Source organism: Isoptericola sediminis (genome assembly GCF_013085345.1).
GTDB classification, from domain to species: Bacteria; Actinomycetota; Actinomycetes; order Actinomycetales; family Cellulomonadaceae; genus Isoptericola; species Isoptericola sediminis.
Genome location: NZ_JABFAJ010000024.1, coordinates 36,076 through 57,861, shown reverse-complemented (window position 1 = coordinate 57,861; position 21,786 = coordinate 36,076). Strand labels below are relative to the sequence as shown.

The window sequence follows — 21,786 nt, the reverse complement described above, 5'->3', positions numbered from 1 at the left end:
GCGCCCGCTACCAGGGGCCGCCGGGCTCCAGGTCGTGCACGTGGCCGCCGCGGTCGACGACCACCACGGCCAGCGCTCCCGGCCCCACGTGCGCACCGAGGACCGCGCTGACGGGGGTGACGACCGGCAGGAACCCGAGCCGGTCGGCGAGCGCGGCGGCGACCTCGGCCGCCTGCTCGGGTGCTCCGAGGTGGTGCACCGCCACGGCGGGCCGCGAGGCCGCACGGACCTGCTCCAGCGCCAGCCCGACGAGCCGGGCCACCGAGGCCCGGCGGGTCCGCACCCGCTGGGTCAGCTCAATCGCGCCGTCGTCCAGGGTGAGGATGGGCCGGACGCCCAGGGCGGTGCCGAGAGCGGCGGCCGGGGCGGAGAGCCGTCCGCCACGACGCAGGTGGTCGAGGGAGTCCACGAGGAACGTCGTCCGCGCGGAGGCGGCGACCTCGGCCGCCCGCCGTGCCACGTGGCTCGCGTCGCAGCCCGCGGCCGCGCAGCGGGCCGCCTCGTCCGCGGCGAACCCGAGCCCCATCGCGGCGGTGCGCGAGTCCACGACGCGCACGGGGAGCATCGCCCGCTGCCCGGCACGCTCGGCGGTCCCGGCGGTGCCCGACAGCTTGCCGGACAGGTGCACCGACACCACCGCGCGGGCGCCCTGGGCGGCGAGGTCCCCGTAGACCGAGGTGAACTCGGCCGTGCTGGGCTGCGAGGTCGTCAGCCGCTCTCCCTCGGCGATCCGCGCCGCGACCTCGGCGGCGCGGACGTCGACGCCCTCGCGCAGGTCCGTGTCGTCCGTCACCACGTGCAGGGGGACGACGACGGGCGCCAGCTCTGCGGGCAGCAACGAGTCGGTGGGCGGGTCTCCTGGGCCGGGCAGGCAGGCGGTCGAGTCGGTCACGACGCGGACGGCCGGTAGGTCACGCATGTCGCCACGAGTGTAGCCACAGGCACCCGTGGGGTCGCGCCGGGCCGGGCCGTGGACCTGCGGGGTCTCTTCCCCGCCCGCGCGGGCCGGGTCCGCCGTCGGGCACCGGTGACGCACCGGTGCCCGACGGGGAGGCGGCGCTCAGGACTCCAGCGGCTCCGCGTGCCAGATCCGGTCGAGGTAGTCGCGCATCGACCGGTCCGAGGAGAAGAAACCCGACCGCGCGACGTTGAGCACCGCGGACCGGCTCCAGGCGTCCGGGTCGCGGTAGGCGGCCTCGACGCGCTGCTGGGCGTCCAGGTACGACTGGTAGTCCGCCAGGACCATGAAGCGGTCCTCGCCGAGCAGGTTGGACACGATCGGCTCGAACGTCTGCCGGTCCCCGCCGGAGAACTCGCCGCGGGCGATCAGGTCGAGCGCCCGCCGCAGCGTCGCGTTCTCCTCGTAGTACGTGGCCGGCCGGTAGCCGGCCTCGGCGACGGCGGCGGCCTCGGGCTCCGTCAGACCGAACAGGAAGAAGTGGTCGTCCCCCACGAGCTGGCGGATCTCGACGTTCGCCCCGTCGTCGGTGCCGATCGTGAGCGCACCGTTGAGCGCGAACTTCATGTTGCCGGTGCCCGAGGCCTCCTTGCCGGCCAGCGAGATCTGCTCCGACAGGTCGGCGGCCGGGATGAGCGTCTCCGCCACCGTGACGTTGTAGTTCGCCGGGAAGGCCACGCGCAGCACGCGGGAGACCTCCGGATGGTTGTTGACCACCGCCGCGACGTGGTTGATCAGCCCGATGATCTGCTTGGCCATGGCGTACCCCGGGGCGGCCTTGGCACCGAAGACGACGGTGCGCGGCACCACGTCCTCGAGCGCGAGGCGGCCGGAGACGATCCCGTCGTAGAGGGTGATGACGTGCAGGATCTGCAGCGTCTGGCGCTTGTACTCGTGCAGACGCTTGACCATGACGTCGAGCATCGTGTCGACCGGGACCTCGATCCCGTCGCGCCGTGCGAGGAAGTCGGCGAGCCGCTCCTTGTTCGCCGACTTGACCTCACGGAACCGACGCCGGAACTCCGGGTCGTCGGCCAGCGGCTCCAGCTCGCGCAGGCGGTCGAGGTCGGTGACCCAGCCGTCACCGATCGCCTCGGTGATGAGCTCCGACAGCCGCGGGTTGGCCATCCGCACGAAGCGGCGCGGGGTCACGCCGTTGGTGACGTTGGTGAACTTCTCCGGCCACAGCCGGGCGAAGTCCGCCAGCACCTTGTCGCGGAGCAGCTGCGAGTGGAGCTCGGCGACGCCGTTGACCTTCGTCGCGGCCACCGTGGCCAGGTGCGCCATGCGCACGGCCCGTCCGGGGTGCTCGGCGATGATCGACATCCGCCGCACGAGGACCGCGTCGTCGCCGGAGGCCTCGCGGACCTCCTCGAGGAACTCGTCGTTGATGCGGTAGATGATCTCCAGGTGCCGGGGCAGCAGCCGACCGAGCAGGTCGACGGGCCAGACCTCGAGCGCCTCGGGCAGCAGGGTGTGGCAGGTGTAGGCGAAGCAGCCCTGCGTGACCTCCCACGCCTCGTCCCAGGCGAAGCCCTCCTCGTCGACGAGGATCCGCATGAGCTCGGGCACCGCGATGACCGGGTGCGTGTCGTTGAGCTGGAAGCAGACCCGCTCCGGCAGCCGGTGCAGGTCGAACCCCTGCGGCAGGAGCTGGTCGATGAAGTCCCGCAGGGAGCAGGCCACGAAGAAGTACTGCTGCTGCAGCCGCAGCTCCTTGCCCTGCGGTGTCGAGTCCTCCGGGTAGAGCACCTTGGAGATGTTCTCGGCGAACGTCTGGGCGCGCACCGCCTCGGCGTAGTCGCCGTAGTTGAAGGTCTCCAGGTTGAAGGCGTGCGTGGCCCGGGCGCTCCACAGCCGCAGCGTGTTGACGCACCCGTTGCGGTAGCCGGGGACCATGTAGTTGTAGGGCACGCCGAGGACCTCCCAGCCGGGCACCCAGCGCGACGTCTCGACGGCGTCGGCACCCTCCCCCTCGGAGACCGTCTCGACGTGACCGCCGAAGCTGACGGTGACCTCGTGCTCGGGGTGGGCGAACTCCCAGGGCGAGCCGTTGTCGAGCCAGCGGTCGGGCTTCTCGACCTGCCACCCGTCCTCGAACTTCTGCCGGAAGATGCCGTACTCGTAGCGGATCCCGTAGCCGATCGCCGGGATCGCCATCGTGGCCAGCGAGTCGATGAAGCACGCCGCCAGCCGGCCGAGGCCGCCGTTGCCGAGCCCCGGCTCGACCTCGGCCTCGCGCAGCTCGGCCACGTCGATGCCCAGGGAGGCGAGCGCCTCGGAGGCGATGTCGGTGAGGTCGGCCGCGATGAGGGCGTTGTCGAGCTGCCTGCCCAGCAGGTACTCCGCGGACAGGTAGGCCACGGCCTTGGGCTGGGTGCGCAGGTGCTCGCTCGTGGTCCGCATCCAGCTCGCCATCAGGTAGTGGCGGACGGTACGGGCCAGGGCCAGGTACTTGTCGTTCGTGCTGGCGCGTTCCAGGACCGTGCCCTGGGTGAAGTTGAGCTCGCGCAGGTACTCCCGCACGAACCCCTCGACGGAGGGCTCGGGGCTGGCGATCAGCGGGGTCGATTCGGTCACACGGGTGACACTACCTACGCGTCCGCGCGCTGTCCTCGGGTGGTGCTCGGCGGACCCCGGATCGTCACGTCCGCGAACCATGCCCGACACATCCGCTCGGCGGTGGTCGTGACGGATGTCGCTATAGTCCTGCTCATCCTGATGTCGCGCCCCTCGGAGCAGCCATGGCCGCCGGTCCCCGTCCTGTTCGCCGACGCCTGCTCGGCGTGCTCCTCAGCGTCGTCGTGGCGCTCTCCGGGACGCTGGTCGCGGCGCCCGCCGCGACGGCGGCCGACGACACCCCGCCCACGACTCCCCAGGTCACGCTGAAGCGGTGGCTCCCGCCGAAGGAGCCCGACTTCTCCGGCATCTGGTGGTGGAAGCCGCGGGCCACGTGGACGGCGTCCCGGGACGACAGCGGGGTCACCGGCTACCAGGTCCAGGTGCGGCACCCCGGCAGCCACTGGCACACGCCCGGCTCCACCACGTGGAGGTCGCCCGACAGGCTGAGGTACCGGCTCCTGCTCGAGCCCGGTGAGCAGGACTGCCTGCGCGTCCGCGCCCGCGACGCCGCCGGGAACGTCAGCCGGGGGTCGAAGCGCCGTTGCACCACCGCGCCGCTGACACCCCTGATGGACTTCGTCGACACGACCCTGGTGAAGGACGACGGCGCACTCACCCACCCGTACGCCTACCTCACCACCACGTGGGGCGGCCCGACGAAGACCGAGGACAGGTTCACGGACGTCCGCGGCGTCCGCCTGCGGGTGCGCACCGGCCCGAAGGCCGGGCGCGCCACGGTCTACGTCGGCAGCCGGCGCCTCGGGACGATCGACGCCCGGTCCTCGACCGGTCGGTGGCGCACGATCACGATCCGCGTGCCCGCGGAGGACGCCCGCACCGGCCGCATCCGGTTCGTGCCCCGCACCGAGGCCCCGGTCAAGATCCGGTTTGTCTGGCCGATCGGCCGCTGACCCGGTCCGCGGCCGGTCACGCCCCCACGAGCGTGACCAGCCGGGAGCGGCCCACCGGGTCCTTGACCGCCTGCAGCACCACGTCCACGTGCGGCTCCAGCGCACTGACCTTGTCCAGCGGCGCGCCGATGACGAGCTGGAATCCCAGCCCCTGCCAGGCCCCGACCGCGCGTCCGGCGAACCGGGCGTCGGCCTTGATGAACGCCTCGTCGAGGAACACCGGCGCGTACCGGGGGCGCTCGGCCCCGGCGTCACCGAGCTGGTACCGCAGGGCCGCGCCCACGATGAACGCCACGAGCTCCTGCGACTCCCCGCCGGACTTGCCGGCGATGTGGTCGTACACCGAGACGTGGTTCCCGTCGAGGTCGACGCACTCGGCGCTGATCCGCACGTGCTCGCGCACGTCCACGAGCCTCCGCCGCTCCGGGGAGTCGGGGCGGATACGGTCGACGAGCCGTGCCATCCGTTCGTAGCGCCGCTGCCGCTCGGCGGGGGTCTGCTCCCCCGGGTCCGCGGCCAGCTCGCGCAGGCGACGCCTGAAGGACACGACGTCCCGCGCCTCGGTCACCTGCGCGGTGATGCGCAGCCGGTGGGCGTCGTCGCGGAACGGCAGGGTCGCCAGGATCTGGTTGACCGGTTCCATGCGCTCGCGGATCTGGGCGACGGAACGGCTCATCACGTTGCCGAGCAGGGTCAGGTCGTGGCCGCTGAGCCGCCCCAGGGTCCGCGACCACCGTTCGGTCAGCTCGTAGAGCCGCTGGTCCTCGATCTCGGCGAGGATCCGGGCGAAGTCGTCGTAGGACGCGTCCGGGTCCGTCCCCAGGTCGGGGTGCGGCCAGGCGTCGCAGAACCGTTCGAACACGCCGCGCAGACCCGCCCGGGCGGCCTCCGCGGCCGCGACGGAGGCCTCCCGGTCGCGGACCAGCTCGCGGGCCACGGCGGTGGTCGCCTGGTCCAGCGCGGCCAGCGGCAGCCGGTCGGGGTCGCCGGGCGCCACCGCCGTCAGTGCCGACTCGAGCCGGCGCTCCTGCACCTCAGTGCACCCCACGCCCGACTCCTCGGCCCCCTCGACGGCGTCGGTGACCTGGTCGACGAGGTCGGTGATGGCCGCCCACTGCTCGGCGAGCTCGCGGACACGGTTCTCGGCGTCGGCGCGCTCGCGGTACAGCGCGGTCAGCCGGGCCCGCAGCTCCTGCTCGTCGTCGCCGAGGGCGCGCACGACGTCGGACCCGTCGCGCAACGACGCGAGACGCGCCTGCCGCACGGCCAGGGCCTCCTCGGCCCCGTCGACGTCGACGTCCTCCCAGCTCAGCCGCAGGAGCTGGCCGGCGGCGACGAACTCGTCGGTGTGCGCCGCCTGCCGCAGCCGTGCCCCCTCCAGCGCCGCGCCGGCGTCGTGCAGCGCGGTGCGTGCGGACTCGATGTCGACGGCCAGCCGGTCACGACGTCGCGCGTTGGAGAACCCGAGCACGGAACCCCGCGGGCTGCCGCCGTGGGCACCCCGGCTGCCGTCGGCGATCTGTCCCGTGCGGGTCAGGGCCCGGCGGTGCTCGCGCAGCTCCGACGGGTCGTCGACGCAGACGTGGTCGAACCGGTCCGCGAGCCGGTCGGCGAGCCATCCGCCGAACGGTCCGGCCTTGATCTCGAGCCGTCCCGGCAGGGTGCGCGGGTCGGCGTCCTCCCCCATGGGCCGGTGCGTGGGGACGCCCTCGAAGCGCAACCGGCGGCGCAGCGGGACGCGGTCGATCGCGGACCGGAAGTCCGCCAGGCGCTCGGCGTCGACGAGCAGCGTGGTGGCGAAGCCGCCCAGGGCCAGACCGATGGCGTCACGCCACGGCTCGTACTCGCCGCGGACCTCGAGCAGCTCGCCGACGAACGGCAGCTCGTCGGCGTCGAGGCCGGCCGCCTCGGCGAGCGCGACCCGGGCGGCGTGGTCCTCCGCGGAGACGTTGCCGCGACGCCGGGACAGCGAGGCCGCCTCCTGCTCCAGCCGGGCCAGCCGCTGCTCGGCGTCCGTGACCGCACGACGGGCGCCGTAGACCGCGTCCTCGAGCTCGGCGGACCGCTCGGCGCGGTGCTCGACCAGGTCGTGCGCGGCACGCCGGACACGGTCGAAGTCACGGCGGGAGCCCACCGACTCCTCGAGCACGGCGAGCTGCGTCTCCAGGCCGGCGCGGGCCGTGCGCACCTGCGCCAGCTCCTCGGACCGGCGGCGGATCTCCCGCTCCGCCGCCTCGATGGCGTCACCACCCTGGCGTCGCAGCGCGGCCCGGGTCTCCTCGAGGTCGGACTCGGCGGTGGCGATCCGCGCGGCGGCGGCGGTGCGGCGTTCCTCGGCGGCACGGTGCGCGGCCCGGTTGACCTCCTCCTCGGCACGGACGAGCGCGAGCCGGCGGCGGTCGCGCCACACGCTGAACGGCGTCGTGGTGGCCTCGGCGCCGGAGCCCGGCACCCCGAGCGTGTCCAGCAGCGCCACCGACTCCTCGGCCTCGTCGACGCGTTCGCGCAGCTCGCGCATCGGACGCAGCACCTCGACCTGGCGGGTGGCGGTGAGCATCTCGGTGCGCACGGCGCTCAGCTCGTCGAAGTGCTCCACGGCGCGGTCGGCCACCTCGAGCGTCTCCGGCTCGGTGAGCACCATCGCCTTGTACAGGGCGTCGACGGTGGTGATCGCCTGTCCGGCCTGGATGCGTCCGAGCAGCTGCATCGCCCGGTGCCCGTCCCCGGCCGCCCCGATCCCGAGCGCGGCGTGCAGCCGGGTGGCGAAGGCGATGTCGGTGTCGAACGGCGTGAGCCCGGCCTCCGCCAGCCCGGGGCGCGCGAACCGCCCCGGCGCCAGGGCCTCCAGGTCCCGCAGGTCGAACGCGCCGTCGGCGGTGGCCCGCACGACGACGCACTCCTCGTTGCGCGTCGCGCCGCGCGGCACGTACCAGGCACGCAACGCGGTGTAGACCTCCCCGGACTGGTCCGTCCACGACATCGCGATCGCCGTCCACGTGTCGACGCCGTCGCCGCGCAGCACCTGCTCGCGGCTGGTGGCGCCGTCCGCCCGGGACTCGTCCTGCTTGCCGCGGGCGTACGACAGGACGTTGCGCTGCTCGCGCCCGCGGGCCCGCCCCGCGGCCGCACCGTTGGACGCCCCGTTGAACGGGGTGGTGTGGCTCATCATCAGGGCGATGTAGGCGTCCAGCAGCGTCGACTTGCCCGAGCCCGACGCCCCGGACAGCAGCGTCGCCCGCGGGGAGAAGCGCACCTCGTGGTGCCCGTGGTAGCCGCCCCAGTTGACGAGCTGCATCGAGGTGGCCGTCCACTGGCGCCCGTCCGAGGCCGCGGGGATCAGCCCGAACAGCGAGTCGTTCATGCGGACCGTCGTCGTGGTGGTCACGCGTCCTCCCCCGTCCCCGCCGTGCCGTCGTGCCGGTCGGCTCCGTCCTGACCGCTCAGCCAGGCCGTCAGCTCGCGCAGCCGGTCGACCGGCAGCAGGATCTCCACGACCGGTCCGACACGGTAGCGCCCGGTCGCGACCTCCTCCAGCACGCGTTCGCGCACCAGGGCGGCGACGGCGTTGTCGATCTCCCGGTGCCGAGCCGCCAGGTTGGTCTCGTCGTGGGCGAGGAACCCGAGCGCGTAGTCGGTCATCTCCTCGGCGTCGACGTAGGCGGCCGGGTGCCCGGCGCCCTGCTCCTGGTGGTACCGGTTGCGCACGTAGAGCATGAGCAACGTCTCGACCCGCTTGAAGGGCTCGTCCCGCAGCAGCACCGGGACCGCGAGGCCGTCCGGGCGCACCTGGCGCTTGTACGCGATCTCGTAGTCGCGGTCCACGACCAGCTCGACGAAGAGGTCGTGCAGGCGGGACGACAGCACCTGCTGGTGGGTCAGCAGCGCCGTCCACTCGGCCGGGTGCTCGGCCGCCGACAGGTACCGCCGCTGCATGACGAGCGCCAGGACGCGGCGGGCCTCGAACGGCAGCACACCGGTGTCGCCGGCGAACAGCGCGGTGTCCTCGTCCTCGATCGCACAGGCCTCCACGAAGGGCTCGTCGGCGCCCGTGCCCGACGGCGGCACCTCGGTCTCGGCGACGTCAGTCATCGGTCCTCCTGATCGGGGTACGGGGCAGCACGAAGTCGCGGGTGGTGCCGTCGGCGCGGGTGGCGGTGACGCGTTCGAGGTCGGCCGCGGGGACGTCGCCGGTGCCGGCTCCTGCGGTCGCGTCGGCGTCGCCGTCCGCGGCGACGAGGTCCAGGTAGCCGAGCAGCTCCACCGGGCGCCGCAGGGCGGCCGGCCCCTGCGCGAAGACCGCCCCGACCGTGCTCGGTGCCGTCAGGGCGGCCAGCCGGGCGGCGAGGTCGAGGTGGTGCGGGCCGCCCATGGCCCGCAGGTCGTCGATCGCCCCGTCGGTGTCGCCGACGTCGTCGGCGGCCCCGGGGTCGAGCTCCTCGGGCGGCGTCTCGGGTCGCAGGTCGTGCAGCGTGGTACGCAGCCGGCCGGGCACGGCACGCTCGAACCAGCGCAACGGCTCGACGCGGGCGGCGCGCGCGCTGGCCGGGAACCAGTCCGCCATGGCGGCGGTCGCCTCCCGCAGCGCGGTGTCGACCTCCCGGTCCCGCAGCGGGTTGTGGTGGCGGATCTGGGCGGTGACCGTGCGCGAGACCCGGGCCTGGGCCGCCAGGACCACCTCGATCGCCGAGACGAGCTGGGCGCGCAGCCCCTGCAGGGCGACGCGCTGCGCTGCCGGGAGCTCGGCGGCGAACGGGTGCTCGAGGATCTGCCGGACACGCTGCTCGAGCGAGTCCAGGAGCTCGGGGTCACCGAGCAGCTCCATGGCCCCGGCGAAGGCGCGTCCCTCCGGCGTGCCGTCGAGGAGGTTCTCCGAGGCGTCCAGGTACTCGGCGACGACCACGCCCGTGGACCGTTCGTCCTGGCGCAGCCGGGTCACCAGGTCGCGCTGCAGCACCGACAGCGACTCCACGACGCGGGCGAAGTCCGTCGGCAGCTCCCGCACGAGGAACAGCAGGTGGTCGTACTGCTCGCCGAGGCGCTCGTCGGGGACGGGTTCGACCTCTCCCCCGGCCTTGAGCCGCGCGAGCTCGCCCTGCGCCTCGTCGATCCGGGCGCGCAGCCGGCGCATCTGCGCCTCGCGGTCCGGGTAGGCGTCCCGGGCCAGGTCGTCGAGCGCGACCAGCAGGGTGCGGATCCGCGACTCGCTGACCAGGCCCCGGCCGCCCTGGGTGCGCGCGACGACGTCGAGCGCCTCGGTGGCGTAGCTCGACAGCTGGTAGCGCTCGGTCCCGTCGTCGTCGAGCGCCCGCACCAGCCAGCGTTCGCGCACCCAGCGCGTGCAGACCACGCGCGCCGGATCGCCGGGCACCCGGGGAGCCTGCGGCCCCGCCTCGGCCCGGAACCCCGCGAGCAGGTCGTCCACCTCCACGTGCAGCTGCTCGGTGCCCACGGTGGGACGGTCCGGCGTGAAGACGCAGCGCAGCACGGCGACCACCAGGGGCGCCTCGGCCTTGTGCAGCAGCCCGAGGGTGGGCGCGGCGAAGGCGCGCTCGACCCCTGCGAGCGCCCCGGCCAGCCGTGATCCCGGTGCCGACGCCACCTCAGACGACGACATTCACCAGCTTCGGCGCCCGGACGATCACCTTGCGGATCTCGGCACCGTCGATCGCCCGCATGACGTTGGGCTCGGCCAGCGCCGCCGCCGTCAGGTCGTCGTCCGAGATCGAGGGCGAGACCTCGATGCGGCCGCGCACCTTGCCCTTGACCTGGACCACGCAGGTGACGGTGTCCGCGACCAGGTACTCGTCCTGCGCCGTCGGGAAGGGCTCCCGCGCCAGCGAGTCGGGGTGCCCCAGCCGCTCCCACAGCTCCTCGGCGATGTGCGGCGCGATGGGCGCCACCATGAGGACCAGCGGCTCCACGGCGGCCCGCGGCACGGAGTCCAGCCCGGTGAGGTGGTTGTTGTAGGTGATGAGCTTGGCGATGGCCGTGTTGGGGCGCATCTGCTCCATCTCGAGGCGGACGTCCGCGATGGTGCGGTGCAGCGCCCTCAGCGTCTCCCGGTCCGGCTCGTCGTCGGTGACCACCAGGGAGCCGTCGGTCTCGTCGACGACGTTGCGCCACAGCCGCTGCAGGAACCGCTGGGACCCGACGACGTCACGGGTGTTCCACGGACGGGACAGGTCCAGCGGGCCCATCGCCATCTCGTAGACGCGGAAGGTGTCCGCCCCGTACTCGGCGTACATGTCGTCGGGGGTGACGACGTTCTTCAGCGACTTGCCCATCTTGCCGTACTCGCGCTCGACGGGGCGGCCCTCGTAGGTCCACCCCTCCTGCTCGTCGCCGTCGACGTCGGCGGCGGGCACGTAGGCGCCGCGGGCGTCGGTGAAGGCGTAGGCCTGGATGTAGCCCTGGTTGAACAGCTTGCCGAACGGCTCGATCGAGCTGACGTGGCCCAGGTCGTGCAGGACCTTGTGCCAGAACCGGGCGTACAGCAGGTGCAGCACCGCGTGCTCCACGCCGCCGACGTACAGGTCGACGCCGCCGGCCGGGCCGGTGGTGTCGTTGTGCCGCGGCCCCATCCAGTACTCCTCCAGGGCCGGGTCGACCACGGGGCGGCTGCCGTCGGCACGGTCGTCGGAGCCCCACGTGGGGTCCAGGTACCGCAGGTAGTACCAGCACGAGCCGGCCCAGTTGGGCATGGTGTTCGTGTCACGGCGGTACCGCTGCGGGCCGTCGCCCAGGTCGAGGGTGACGTGCACCCAGTCGTCGTTGCGGCCCAGCGGCGCCTCCGGCTCGGAGTCGCGGTCGTCCGGGTCGAACGTGCGGGGGGCGTAGTCCGGCACCTCGGGCAGGCTCACGGGCAGCCGGTCGGTGGGGATGGCGACCGGGCGGTCCTCGGCGTCCCACAGGATCGGGAACGGCTCGCCCCAGTACCGCTGCCGGCTGAACAGCCAGTCGTTCAGGCGGTAGGTGGTGGTGCCGCGGCCGGTGCCCTTCTCCTCGAGCCAGGCGATGATGCGCGCCTTGGCGTCGGCGACGCCCAGCCCGTCCAGGGAGATCTCGTCGTTGGCCGAGCGCACCGTGACGCCGTCGCCGGTCCACGCGCCCTCGTGCCCCTCGGGCAGACCGCCCGCGGGCTCGACGGTGTGCACGACGGGCAGCTCGAAGGCCGTCGCGAACGCGAAGTCACGGTCGTCACCGCCCGGGACGGCCATGATGGCGCCGGTGCCGTACCCCATGAGCACGTAGTCGGCGGTGAAGACGGGGACCGTCTCGCCGTTGACCGGGTTGACCGCCAGGTGACCGGTGAACACGCCGGTCTTCTTGCCGGCGTCCGCCTGGCGCTCGACGGCGGTCTTGGCCGCTGCCTGGCGGCGGTAGGCGGCGACGGCCTCGACCGGGGACGAGTGCCCGCCGGTCCAGACCTCGCGGGTGCCGTCGGGCCAGGTGGCCGGCACCTCGTCCAGCAGCGGGTGCTCGGGGGAGACGACCATGAAGGTCGCGCCGAACAGGGTGTCGGGGCGGGTGGTGAAGACCTCGATCGCGCCGCCGGCGCCCGCGGCGTCGGCGTCCGCGTCCCCGGCGCCGACCACGTGGAAGGTCACGTTGGCGCCCGTCGAGCGGCCGATCCAGTTACGCTGCATCGCCTTGACCTTGTCCGGCCAGTCGATCAGGTCCAGGTCGTCGACGAGGCGGTCGGCGTAGGCGGTGATCCGCATCTTCCACTGGCGCAGGTTCTTGGTGAACACCGGGAAGTTGCCGCGCTCGGAGCGGCCGTCGGCCGTGACCTCCTCGTTGGCCAGCACGGTGCCCAGGCCGGGGCACCAGTTGACCGGGGAGGAGTCGACGTAGGCGAGCCGCTGGGAGTCCAGCACGTCGCGCTGCGCGTTCGCGTCCAGCGCGGACCACACGGCACCGCCCGTGTTGTCGCCGTCGTGGCCGGGCACGGGACGCGCGCCGGCGGCCAGCTCGTCGCGCAGCTCGGCGATCCGCCGCGCGCGGCCGCGCTGCGTGCCGCCGTCGACCGGCTCGGCGTCGGCGTCGTACCAGGAGTCGAAGATCTCCAGGAAGATCCACTGGGTCCAGCGCACGTAGTCGTCGTCGATGGTGGCGAAGCTGCGCCGCGGGTCGTGCCCCAGGCCCATCCGGCGCAGCTGACGCCGGTAGGTGACCATGTTGCGCTCGGTGACCAGGCGGGGGTGCTCACCGGTCTGCACCGCGTACTGCTCGGCGGGCAGCCCGAAGGCGTCGAAGCCCATGGCATGCAGCACGTTGTCGCCGCACATCATGCGGAAGCGGCCCACGACGTCGGTGGCGATGAACCCCAGGGGGTGGCCGACGTGCAGACCCGCGCCCGAGGGGTACGGGAACATGTCCATGATGAAGAACGGCCGACCCGACGGCCGGGCACCGCCCGCCCCCGTGAGGTCTCCGGTCGGGTTCGCGGCGTGGAAGGTGCCGCGCTCGTCCCACCGGTCCTGCCAGCGCAGCTCGATCTCCTGCGCGAGGGCGGGGGTGTACCGGTGCACCGGCTCGTCCGGGCGCTGCGGGGTGACGGGCATGTCCGTGGTGTCGGCGTTCGGCGTGCTCACCCGGGCGAGTCTACCGGCCGGGCCGTCCGGGACCCGCGGCCTTTTCGCCGGTCCGGACCTCGCCCTCGGGCGGCGGCCCGGCTCAGAACGAGGCGACCAGCGCGGCGCCGACGGCGACGAGCAGCCAGGCGACCGCCACGACGTAGCCGATGACGAGGATCACGCCGCGGTTGCCCACGACGATGCGGCGCAGCCCGTCCCCCACCCGGAGGTCCCCCTCCTGGACGGCCCGCACGACCTGGAACCACAGCAGCGGCCACATGGCGGTCCACACGACCATGCAGGCCGGGCAGAGCGCCACGAGCACGTAGAAGCTCGTCCACATGAGGAAGAACACGAGCAGCTGGCCGAGCACGGTGCCGCCGAGCAGCCACAGGTGGTACCAGCGCGGCAGCCGGGCACCGGTGAGCAGCACGACACCGGTCGTGATCACCACGGGGAACGCCGCCACGCCGATGAAGGGGTTGGGGAACCCGAGCAGGGACCCCTGCCACGACTCCATGGCGACGCCGCAGTCGAGGAACAGGTTGATCGAGCAGGAGGTCACCCGGTCGGGGTCCTGCAGCTTGAGGATCCGCTCGATGGCCAGCCAGAGCGCTCCGCCGAAGCCGACCGCCCCGAGCACCACGAGGAGCAGGGCGTAGGTGCGGGTGGCCAGCGGGCGCGGCCCCGTCGCGGGAGCCGCGGCGTCGTCGGCGCCCGGGCTGCCGCCCGTCGCGTCCGCGGAGATCTCGGTCACGAGGTGACGGTACCTCACACGGTGCGGGCCGGAGCCGGGCGGGGCGTGCGCAGCGAGACCAGGACGACGGCCAGACCGACGACGGTCAGCCCCAGGCCGGCCCACGCGGGCGCCACGTACCCCCAGCCGCCGGCGATGACCAGCCCGCCGACGAACGCACCGCCGGCGTTGCCGACGTTGAGGGCCGAGTGGCACAGCGCCGCGCCCAGGGACTGCGCTCGCGGCGAGAGGTCCATCAACCGGGTCTGCATGGCCAGCCCCAGCACCTGCGAGGTGACCCCGAGCAGGAAGAGCCCGGCCACGGCCCCGACCGGGCTCGTCGCGGTGAGCGCGAACAGCACCAGCGACAACCCGGTGCTGACGAAGCCGCCCAGCACGGTGCCCACCACGGACCGGTCGGCGAGCCGGCCGCCGAGCAGGGTGCCGACGGTCATCCCCACGCCCATGACGGCGAGCACCCACGGCACGGAGCTCTCGCTCATGCCCGCCACGCGGGTCACGGTGGGTGCGACGTAGGTGTAGACCGCGAACAGCCCGCCGAACCCCACGGCCCCACCGACGAACGCGACCCACAGCGGGCCGTTGGCCAGCGCGCCCAGCTCCTGGCGGACGCTGCTCTCGACCGGCCCCTGCTCCGGCACGAACCGCCACAGCCCCAGCAGCGTGATCCCGCCGAGGACGCCGATGAGCACGAACGCCACGCGCCAGCCGAACGCCTGGCCGACGGCGGTGGAGATCGGCACCCCGACGACGTTCGCCACGGTGAGTCCCGTCATCATCATCGCCACCGCGCGTCCCCGGCGGCCCGGCCCCGCGACCGCGGACCCGACGGCGGCCCCGACGCCGAAGAAGGCGCCGTGCGGAAGTCCGGCGAGGAACCGCCCGGCCACCAGCCACTCGATGCTCGGGGCGGCGGCGGACAGCACGTTCGCCACCGTGTACGACCCCATGAGCAGCAGCAGGAGCCGACGGCGGGACATCCGTGCCGCGGCCACCGTGAGCAGCGGTGCGCCGACCACGACGCCGACCGCGTAGGCGGTGATGGCGTGCCCGACGACGGGGTCGCTGGCCTGCAGGTCGGACCCGATCTGCGGCAGCAGACCCATCGTGGCGAACTCGGTGGTGCCGATGGTGAAGCCACCGAGGGCCAGCGCGAACAGGGCCCAGCCGGCGCCCTGGACCGAACCGCGAGTGGGGCTGCGGGGCGGTGCGACGGTCACGATCACATCCTCTCGAAACGATTCGACGACGCCGCACGCCTCACGGGGTGCACGTCGTCGGGGATGCCGACCAGCCTACGCGCGGACCACCCGGACGCGCGAGGCCGCGAGGTGACCCAGGTCCACCGCCACCGGCCCGTCCGGACCGGTCCAGGTCAGGGAGAGCGTCCCGGCGTAGTCACGGCGTCGCTCGACCGTGACCTCGACGTCGAGCTCCAGGCCGAGGCCGGCGAGGTAGCGCAGCGCGTCCGGGTCGGCGTCCGAGATCCGGGCCACCGCACCCCGCTCCCCCTCGGCCAGGTCCGCCAGAGGGACGGCGTCGGGGCGCACCACGCGCCCGTCCGCGGTCGGGATCGGGTCGCCGTGCGGGTCACGGACGGGGTGGCCCAGCCGGGCGTCGATCCGCTCGACCAGGCGGTCGGAGACCGCGTGCTCGAGGACCTCGGCCTCGTCGTGCACCTCGTCCCAGCCGTAGCCGAGCTCACGGACCAGCCAGGTCTCGAGCAACCGGTGACGCCGGACCATCGTCAACGCGTGGCGGCTCCCCTCCTCGGTGAGCCAGACACCGCCGTAGGGCTCGTGGCCGAGCAGCCCCTGCGCCGTCAGGCGGCGGACGGTCTCGGAGACGGTGGACGGCCCGACACCGAGGCGGTCGGCGAGCAGGCCGGTCGTGACCTTGTCGTCGGTCCACTCCTGCGCGGACCAGATCGCCTTGAGGTAGTCCTGCGCCACCGGCGTCAGGTCGGCCGGGCCGGCGGTGTCGGTGTCGTTCACACCCGCAGCCTACGTGGTGGCCTACGGCGCGATCGGGCCGACCGGGCTCGCCGAGGGCGAGGGCCGCACCTCGTCGTCCCCGGTCGCGCCGCCCGTCTCCGTCGGGTCCGGGGAGGACGAGGCGTCGTCCTGCGACGTGTCGAACGGACCCTCCGACGGCGTCGTGCGGTCGAGCTGGCCCACGGCGGGCACCACGGGCGGCACCGGTTCCCGGTCGTGCACCGTGGCCTGGCCGTCCGGGTCCACCGTGATGACCTGGACGTCGATCACGCGACCCTCCTCGGGATCGACGCGCAGCAGCGTCATCTCGGCCGTCCCGCGCAGCGGCCCGACGGTCGCCTGGCCCGACGCGGCGCCCGCCGTGCTGGCGGACACGTACCGCATCCCCTGCCCCACCTGCTCCGGACCGGCCCGACGGTGCGTGTGCCCCGAGACCTGGAACGGCACGCAGCCGGACTCCAGGGCGGGGGTCCCCACCACCGGCGTGTGCACCAGCAGCAGGTCGACGTCACCGTCCTCGCACGCCGTCTCGGCCAGGTCCTCCGCCTGCTCCGCCGGGGTCCGCTCGCGCGCGACCGACGTCCCCTCGCCGATGCGGGTCTCCAGCGCGTCGCGGTCGCCCAGGATGCGCACGCCCGCCACCTCGACGACGGACCCGTCGAGCACCGTCTGGCCGTGCGCGGCCTCCTGCTCGGAGGTCAGGACCGAGTCGTGGTTGCCGTCCGCGACGATCATCGGCACGCCGTCCGGGACCGCCGCGGCGAACGAGTCGACGCACGCCTTCTCGACGGCCGTGCCGTTCATCGTGGTGTCCCCGGCGTTGAGCACGACGTCGGCGCCGGCCAGCGTCGCGGCGGAGTTGATCAGGGTCGACATGCCGGTGTTGCAGTGCAGGTCGGAGACCACGAGCATCGTCACCACCTCGTCGCCGGGCGCGGCCACGTCGCCGAGGTTGGTCCGCACCGCGTCCCGGATCAGCCAGGACCGCCACGCCTGGTGCAGGTCGTCGTCGGCGGCGGCGTAGAAGGCCTCGTTGTCGTCGTACAGCTCCAGGAGCTGGCCGCCGTAGGTGTCGACCACGGACGCCAGCCGCCCGGTGATGCGCGCGCCCTCCAGCGCCGTCCCGGCGAACACCTCGGACGCCGGACGACCGGACCGCACGGGTGCCTCGTCGCCGGACACGACCGTCGCCCCCACGACCGCCACGACGACCACCCCGGCGGTGAGCTGCCAGGTCCGCGGCACCAGCACCGCCGAGAGCTCCTTCCGACGGCGTCGGCCCAGCAGGGCGCTCAGGCCCCACCCGGCCAGCCCCACGACGACGAGCGCCGCCACGGACCGGCGGATCGCCGAGGCCACGAGCGCCCGGGTGGCGGCGTCGATGGTGATCTCGGGGCTGTCGTAGAACTGCAGGTAGCGGTCGAGGTCGCCGACCAGGCGGTCCAGCGTCGAGGCCTGGTCGACGGCCGTGAGGTCCGCCGGGATCTCCTTGACCGTGATGTCCGCCCCCAGGCCGAGCGGCAGGGGCGAGTCGATCTCGAGGGTGCCCAGCGGGCCCAGGTCGGTCACCACCAGGCCGTCGGTGTCGACCTCGTAGAGGGCCTCGTGCGGGCCGAGGTTGAGCTCGGCCGACGCGGTCGTGACCCCGTAGACGAGGCAGGCGAGGACGGCCGCGGAGGCCACCAGGGTCCAACGCAGCCAGCGGGGCGGTTCACGGCGATCGGTCATCGTGCCACCATCCTGACACCGATCCCGCGGCGTTCCGTCCACGGCCCCGCCGGCCGGTCAGGCGGTGGCGCGCCGCAACGTCACCAGGGCGACGCCGGCGGCGGCGAGCACCGCGACGAGGCCGATGACCGAGGTCGTCACGACCCCGCTGCCGAAGGCGGCGTGCGCCGAGTCGAGCAGGGCACGGGCCTGGCCGGGGGGCAGCGTCGCCGCGACGTTCGTCGCCCCGCCGAGCGTCTCGGTCGCCCGCGCCGCGGCGCCGGGCGCCACGCCGTCGGGCACCCGGACGCCCGCCTGGTACGAGGCCGTGAGGATTCCGCCGAGCACGGCCGTGCCGAGCACCGCGCCCAGCTCGTACGCCGTCTCGGAGATCGCCGAGGCGGCGCCGGCCTTCTCGGCCGGGACGCTGGAGACGATGAGGTCGTTCGAGATCGTCTCGGCCATCCCGACACCGAGCGCGAGCACCACGAACGCCAGCGCGATCCAGCCCGCCTCGCCGCGCCCCGCGACCAGAGCGGTCACGAGGTAGCCGGTGGCCGACACCGCGAGCCCGGAGGCGACGATCACCGCGGGCCGGACACGCCGCACGAGACGCACCACCGACAGCCCCGCCGCGACCGTGGTCACCGTGCCCGGCACGAGGACGAGCCCGGCCTGGACCGGGGACAGACCGAGGACGAGCTGCAGGTCCTGGGAGACGAAGAAGAGGAATCCCACGAGCGCGAAGACGGACAGCAGGTTGACCAGCACGCTGCCGGTGAACGCGGTGTGGGCGAACAGCCGCACGTCGAGCATCGGGTCCGGCCGCCGGAGCTGGCGACGGACGAACACCGCCCCGACACCCAGGCCCACGGTGAGCTCCGCGAGACCGAGGAGGTCGCCCTTGGCCAGCGTCTTGATCCCGAGCACGACCGTCAGCATCGCGGCCATGACGAGCGCGATGGACACCGGGTCGACGCGGCCGGGCGCCGGGTCGCGGGACTCGGGCACGAACACGGGTGCCAGGACGACCAGCAGCGCGAGCACCGGCACCGCGAGCAGGAAGACCGAGCCCCACCAGAAGTGCTCGAGCAGCACGCCACCGACGATCGGGCCGACGGCGGACCCCACGGTGAACGTGGACGCGAAGACGGCGACGGCGAGCCGGCGCTCGGTGCGGTCGGTGAAGACGTTGCGCAGCAGCGACAGCACCGAGGGCATGAGCATGGCGCCGAAGAACCCGAGGCCCGCCCGGGCGACCAGGAGCGCTCCGGCGCTGGGCGCGAAGGCGGCCAGGGCGGACACGGCGGCGAAGCCGGCGGCCCCGGTCAGCAGCAGGCGGCGGCGGCCCACGCGGTCGGCGACGGAGCCCAGGGGGACGAGCAGGCCGGCCAGCACGAGCGAGTAGACGTCGACGATCCACAGCAGCTGGGTGCCGCCGGGTTCGAGCGCGGCCGAGATCTGCGGCAGCGCGAAGCTGAGGACGGTGTTGTCGATGGACACGAGGAGCACCGGCAGCATGAGCACGGCGAGCGCGACCCACCGCCGCACCGGGGCGGCCGGGGTGGCCGCGGGAACGGTGGCGGGGGTCGTCGTCGAGGAGGCCGGTGCCGTGAGGATCTGAGCCATGGGGAGGCCTTTCACGAGCACGGGACGGCCAGGGCGACGCGTCGCGTCGGACTTCTGCACCGTCTAGTCGGTACAGTAACGATTCCGCCGGTAGGGTGCAACCATGCCTCCCCCTCCCGCAGCTCGAGCAAAGGTGCTCGAGGCGTTCACCGACCTCCTCGTCACCTCCGGGGAACGGTCCGCCACCCTCGACGCGGTCGCCGACCACGCCGGCGTCTCCAAGGGCGGCCTGCTCTACCACTTCGGGTCCAAGGACGCCCTGGTCGACGGGCTCGTCGAGCATCTCACCGACCTCATCGCCGCCGACGCGGCCGCGATGCGCGCGGATCGCGAGGGCCCGGTGCACTACCTGCTGCGCACCTCCTCCGACGTCGGCCACGAGTTCGACCGTGCCTACCTCGCGGTCGCCGAGCTGGCCCGCGGTGCGTACCCCCGGGCCCGCGGGGCGCTGGACGCGGCCGAGCAGGCGTGGACCGACGCCGTCGTCGAGGAGGTCGGTGACCCCGCCGTCGCCCGGGCGGTCGTGCTGCTGTCCGACGGGATCTACCACCGCACGTCGCTGGGCGCCGCACCGCCGCCGCTGGAGGAGCTGCTCACCCTCGTCGACAGCCTGCGTCGGACGACCACGGGCTGACGCCGGCCGTCAGCCCGTCCGGCGCTGGGCCTCGACCGAGCGGCGCAGCGCCTCCATCAGGTCGACGACCTCGGCCCCCTCACCCTCCGGCTGCTCGCCGAAGGTCTCGGCGGCGTCCATCGTGTCGCCCTGCTCGATCTTCGCGTCGATGAGCTGCCGCAGCTGGGCCTGATACTCGTCGGTGTACTCCTCGGGCGCGAAGTCCGCCTCGTAGGCCGACACGAGCTGGGCGGACATCGCCAGCTCCTTGTCGCTCACCGACGTCGACCCGTCGAGCGCGGGGAACTCCGCCGCCCGGATCTCGTCGGCCCACAGCAGCGTCTGCAGCGTGAGCACCTCCTCGCGCACGCGCAGCGCCGCCAGCCGGGTGCGCTGACGCAGCGCGAACTTCACGATCGCGGTGCGGTCGGTCTCCTCGAGCGTGCGGCGCAGCAGCACGTAGGCCTTCGGGCTCTTCGAGTCCGGCTCGAGGTAGTAGGACCGGTCGAGCAGGATCGGGTCGACCTGGTCGCTGGGGACGAACTCGACGACCTCGATCTCGCGGTTCGACTCCGCCGGTAGCGCGGCGAAGTCCGCCCGGGTCAGCACCACGACGTGCTCGCCGTCGTCGTAGGCCTTGTCGATGTGCTCGTACGGCACCGTCTCGCCGCACACCTCGCACACGCGCCGGTAGCGGATGCGGCCGCCGTCGGCGTCGTGCACCTGGTGCAGCGACACGTCGTGGTCCTCGGTGGCGCTGTAGATCTTCACCGGGACGTTCACGAGCCCGAACGTCACGGCGCCCTTCCAGATCGCCCTCATCACCCCATGGTCACGCGGGCGGTCACCGGACGCGACCGGTCAGCCGAGCAGGCCGAGGACCCCCACGACACCGACGAGGACACCCAGGAGCAGGGAGATCCCCACCAGCACGGCGTGGACGGTGTAGAAGCGGGTGGGCCGCCCGGCGTCGTCACGGGCCCGCGGGTCGCGCGTGACCCGCTTCCAGAACGGCGGCCACACCACGAGGTTCCACACGGCGGCGACGACGAGCACGAGCGACCAGGCGACGGGGATCTCCACGGCGACGAGTATCCCACCCGGGGCAGGGCGCGGGGCGACGCGCCGGTGAGCGCGCCGCCCCGCGGTTCCTCAGCGCCCGAGCGTCGCGAGGACGGCCTCGGCCATCCCCGCCTCGCCGAGCGCGTTCGGGTGCACCGGCACGACGTTGGTGCCGAACAGGATCGGCTCGATCCAGCGCTCCCCGTACGGCGCGCAGGCGTCACGGCCCTCGCTGCGCTCCGCCATGTCGACGAACGTCGCCCCCGTCTCGGCGGCGGCCTGCTCGATCACGCCGTTGAGGGTGGCCTGCAGGTCGCGCAGGTAGGGGATGTCACCCTGCGCGATCGACATCTTGGCGAAGCACCCCTTCTCCGCCGGCACGATCCAGGGGTAGCCCACGATGGCGACCTCGGCCTTCGGCGCGCGCTCCTGGATGTCCAGCAGGGCCTGCCGCACGGCGGGGTAGGTGACCTGCTCGACCTGGTCGGTGAAGTGGCTCCCGTAGGTGTTCTTGCACGGGCTGCCGAAGCCCACCGTGAGCGCGCCCAGCGACCCGCACTTGAGGATGGCGCTGATGAACGTGCTGTTGTCGTTGCCGCCGATGGTCAGCGTGACGACGTCGGTCTTGGAGGTGAGCGCGTCGAGCTGGGCGGGCACGAACAGGTGCTGGTTCCGGTAGAGGTCCCCCGTCTCGGCACCAGAGCAGCTCACGTCCGTCAGGTCCGCACCGATCCGGTCGGCCACCAGGTGCGGGTAGTTGCGGGTGCTCTGCAGGCAGACCGGTCGGGCGTCGGGGGCCAGCGGCAGGATGCCGGACCCGGCCGAGTAGGAGTCGCCGAGGGCGACGTACTCCTCGGGGGGCGGGGCGGCCGCGGCCGCCGGGACGAGGCAGCCGGCGACGAGGACGGTGGCGGACGCGAGCGCGGCGGCCAACCGTCGACGGGGGGCGAGGGGCAT

At 73.5% G+C, this 21,786-nt stretch carries 16 protein-coding genes; 2 read left to right on the top strand and 14 right to left on the bottom strand.

Annotated elements, in window-relative coordinates; all coding sequences use genetic code 11:
- Positions 1 to 7 precede the first annotated feature (7 nt).
- Positions 8 to 892 carry a DegV family protein gene (locus tag HLI28_RS12670; protein WP_343035827.1) on the bottom strand — a complete coding sequence of 295 codons (885 nt, stop codon included), beginning with the start codon at positions 890 to 892 and terminating at the stop codon, positions 8 to 10.
- 168 nt (positions 893 to 1,060) lie between these two features.
- Positions 1,061 to 3,538 (bottom strand): glycogen/starch/alpha-glucan phosphorylase, encoded by a 2,478-nt coding sequence (locus HLI28_RS12665; RefSeq protein WP_304604316.1) that lies wholly within the window; start codon positions 3,536 to 3,538, stop codon positions 1,061 to 1,063.
- A 164-nt stretch (positions 3,539 to 3,702) separates the two neighbouring features.
- Between HLI28_RS12665 and HLI28_RS12660 the strand changes: the two genes are divergently transcribed.
- Entirely contained in the window at positions 3,703 to 4,491 is a 789-nt protein-coding gene (locus tag HLI28_RS12660; RefSeq protein ID WP_171247928.1) for a hypothetical protein, read from the top strand.
- A 16-nt stretch (positions 4,492 to 4,507) separates the two neighbouring features.
- On the opposite strand, the gene HLI28_RS12655 is transcribed toward HLI28_RS12660, so the two are convergent.
- The 9 genes from HLI28_RS12655 to HLI28_RS12615 all read right to left on the bottom strand — a co-directional run bounded on the left by HLI28_RS12655 (position 4,508) and on the right by HLI28_RS12615 (position 19,154).
- On the bottom strand, positions 4,508 to 7,876 hold the full coding sequence (locus HLI28_RS12655) for an ATP-binding protein (protein ID WP_343035826.1): 3,369 nt from the start codon (positions 7,874 to 7,876) through the stop codon (positions 4,508 to 4,510).
- Positions 7,873 to 8,580, bottom strand: coding sequence for a DUF4194 domain-containing protein (locus tag HLI28_RS12650; protein ID WP_171247927.1), 708 nt, complete (start codon positions 8,578 to 8,580; stop codon positions 7,873 to 7,875). Before HLI28_RS12650 ends, HLI28_RS12655 begins: the two co-directional genes overlap by 4 nt.
- Complete coding sequence (locus tag HLI28_RS12645) at positions 8,573 to 10,105, bottom strand: DUF3375 domain-containing protein (RefSeq protein WP_171247926.1); 1,533 nt, start codon at positions 10,103 to 10,105, stop codon at positions 8,573 to 8,575. Before HLI28_RS12645 ends, HLI28_RS12650 begins: the two co-directional genes overlap by 8 nt.
- The gene (leuS, locus tag HLI28_RS12640) at positions 10,092 to 13,055 is read right to left on the bottom strand and encodes a leucine--tRNA ligase (RefSeq protein WP_171248307.1); all 2,964 of its coding nucleotides are present in this window, start codon (positions 13,053 to 13,055) and stop codon (positions 10,092 to 10,094) included. The genes HLI28_RS12645 and leuS overlap by 14 nt, the downstream gene beginning before the upstream one ends.
- A gap of 112 nt (positions 13,056 to 13,167) precedes the next feature.
- The gene (locus HLI28_RS12635) at positions 13,168 to 13,824 is read right to left on the bottom strand and encodes a vitamin K epoxide reductase family protein (protein WP_343035825.1); all 657 of its coding nucleotides are present in this window, start codon (positions 13,822 to 13,824) and stop codon (positions 13,168 to 13,170) included.
- Positions 13,825 to 13,838: 14 nt separating this feature from the next.
- Positions 13,839 to 15,044, bottom strand: coding sequence for an MFS transporter (locus tag HLI28_RS12630; protein WP_343035824.1), 1,206 nt, complete (start codon positions 15,042 to 15,044; stop codon positions 13,839 to 13,841).
- Between the two features lie 75 nt (positions 15,045 to 15,119).
- Positions 15,120 to 15,818, bottom strand: a complete 699-nt coding sequence (locus HLI28_RS12625; RefSeq protein ID WP_171247924.1) for a metal-dependent transcriptional regulator — start codon at positions 15,816 to 15,818, stop codon at positions 15,120 to 15,122.
- A gap of 21 nt (positions 15,819 to 15,839) precedes the next feature.
- A complete protein-coding gene (locus tag HLI28_RS15810; protein WP_216077728.1) occupies positions 15,840 to 17,546 on the bottom strand; it encodes a metallophosphoesterase family protein in 1,707 nt (568 codons plus the stop codon).
- 57 nt (positions 17,547 to 17,603) lie between these two features.
- Positions 17,604 to 19,154: an MFS transporter gene (locus HLI28_RS12615; RefSeq protein ID WP_171247923.1), complete on the bottom strand. Its 1,551-nt coding sequence runs from the start codon at positions 19,152 to 19,154 to the stop codon at positions 17,604 to 17,606.
- A gap of 103 nt (positions 19,155 to 19,257) precedes the next feature.
- On the opposite strand from HLI28_RS12615, the gene HLI28_RS12610 reads away from it, so the two are divergent.
- Positions 19,258 to 19,788, top strand: coding sequence for a TetR/AcrR family transcriptional regulator (locus HLI28_RS12610; protein WP_171247922.1), 531 nt, complete (start codon positions 19,258 to 19,260; stop codon positions 19,786 to 19,788).
- A gap of 9 nt (positions 19,789 to 19,797) precedes the next feature.
- Here HLI28_RS12610 and ku read toward each other — a convergent pair whose 3' ends face one another.
- The 3 genes from ku to HLI28_RS12595 all read right to left on the bottom strand — a co-directional run bounded on the left by ku (position 19,798) and on the right by HLI28_RS12595 (position 21,786).
- A complete protein-coding gene (ku, locus tag HLI28_RS12605; protein WP_171247921.1) occupies positions 19,798 to 20,589 on the bottom strand; it encodes a non-homologous end joining protein Ku in 792 nt (263 codons plus the stop codon).
- Positions 20,590 to 20,628: 39 nt separating this feature from the next.
- Positions 20,629 to 20,850 carry an SCO4848 family membrane protein gene (locus HLI28_RS12600; RefSeq protein WP_171247920.1) on the bottom strand — a complete coding sequence of 74 codons (222 nt, stop codon included), beginning with the start codon at positions 20,848 to 20,850 and terminating at the stop codon, positions 20,629 to 20,631.
- 69 nt (positions 20,851 to 20,919) lie between these two features.
- Positions 20,920 to 21,786: an SGNH/GDSL hydrolase family protein gene (locus HLI28_RS12595; protein ID WP_171247919.1), complete on the bottom strand. Its 867-nt coding sequence runs from the start codon at positions 21,784 to 21,786 to the stop codon at positions 20,920 to 20,922.

Bases quoted from the DNA above. Each gene is read 5' to 3' on its own strand.
- HLI28_RS12660 (WP_171247928.1), top strand. From the start codon at position 3,703: ATGGCCGCCGGTCCCCGTCCTGTTCGCCGACGCCTGCTCGGCGTGCTC.
- HLI28_RS12645 (WP_171247926.1), bottom strand. From the start codon at position 10,105: ATGTCGTCGTCTGAGGTGGCGTCGGCACCGGGATCACGGCTGGCCGGG.
- HLI28_RS12615 (WP_171247923.1), bottom strand. From the start codon at position 19,154: ATGGCTCAGATCCTCACGGCACCGGCCTCCTCGACGACGACCCCCGCC.
- HLI28_RS12595 (WP_171247919.1), bottom strand. From the start codon at position 21,786: ATGCCCCTCGCCCCCCGTCGACGGTTGGCCGCCGCGCTCGCGTCCGCC.
- leuS (WP_171248307.1), bottom strand. From the start codon at position 13,055: ATGCCCGTCACCCCGCAGCGCCCGGACGAGCCGGTGCACCGGTACACC.
- ku (WP_171247921.1), bottom strand. From the start codon at position 20,589: ATGAGGGCGATCTGGAAGGGCGCCGTGACGTTCGGGCTCGTGAACGTC.
- HLI28_RS15810 (WP_216077728.1), bottom strand. From the start codon at position 17,546: ATGACCGATCGCCGTGAACCGCCCCGCTGGCTGCGTTGGACCCTGGTG.
- HLI28_RS12610 (WP_171247922.1), top strand. From the start codon at position 19,258: ATGCCTCCCCCTCCCGCAGCTCGAGCAAAGGTGCTCGAGGCGTTCACC.
- HLI28_RS12650 (WP_171247927.1), bottom strand. From the start codon at position 8,580: ATGACTGACGTCGCCGAGACCGAGGTGCCGCCGTCGGGCACGGGCGCC.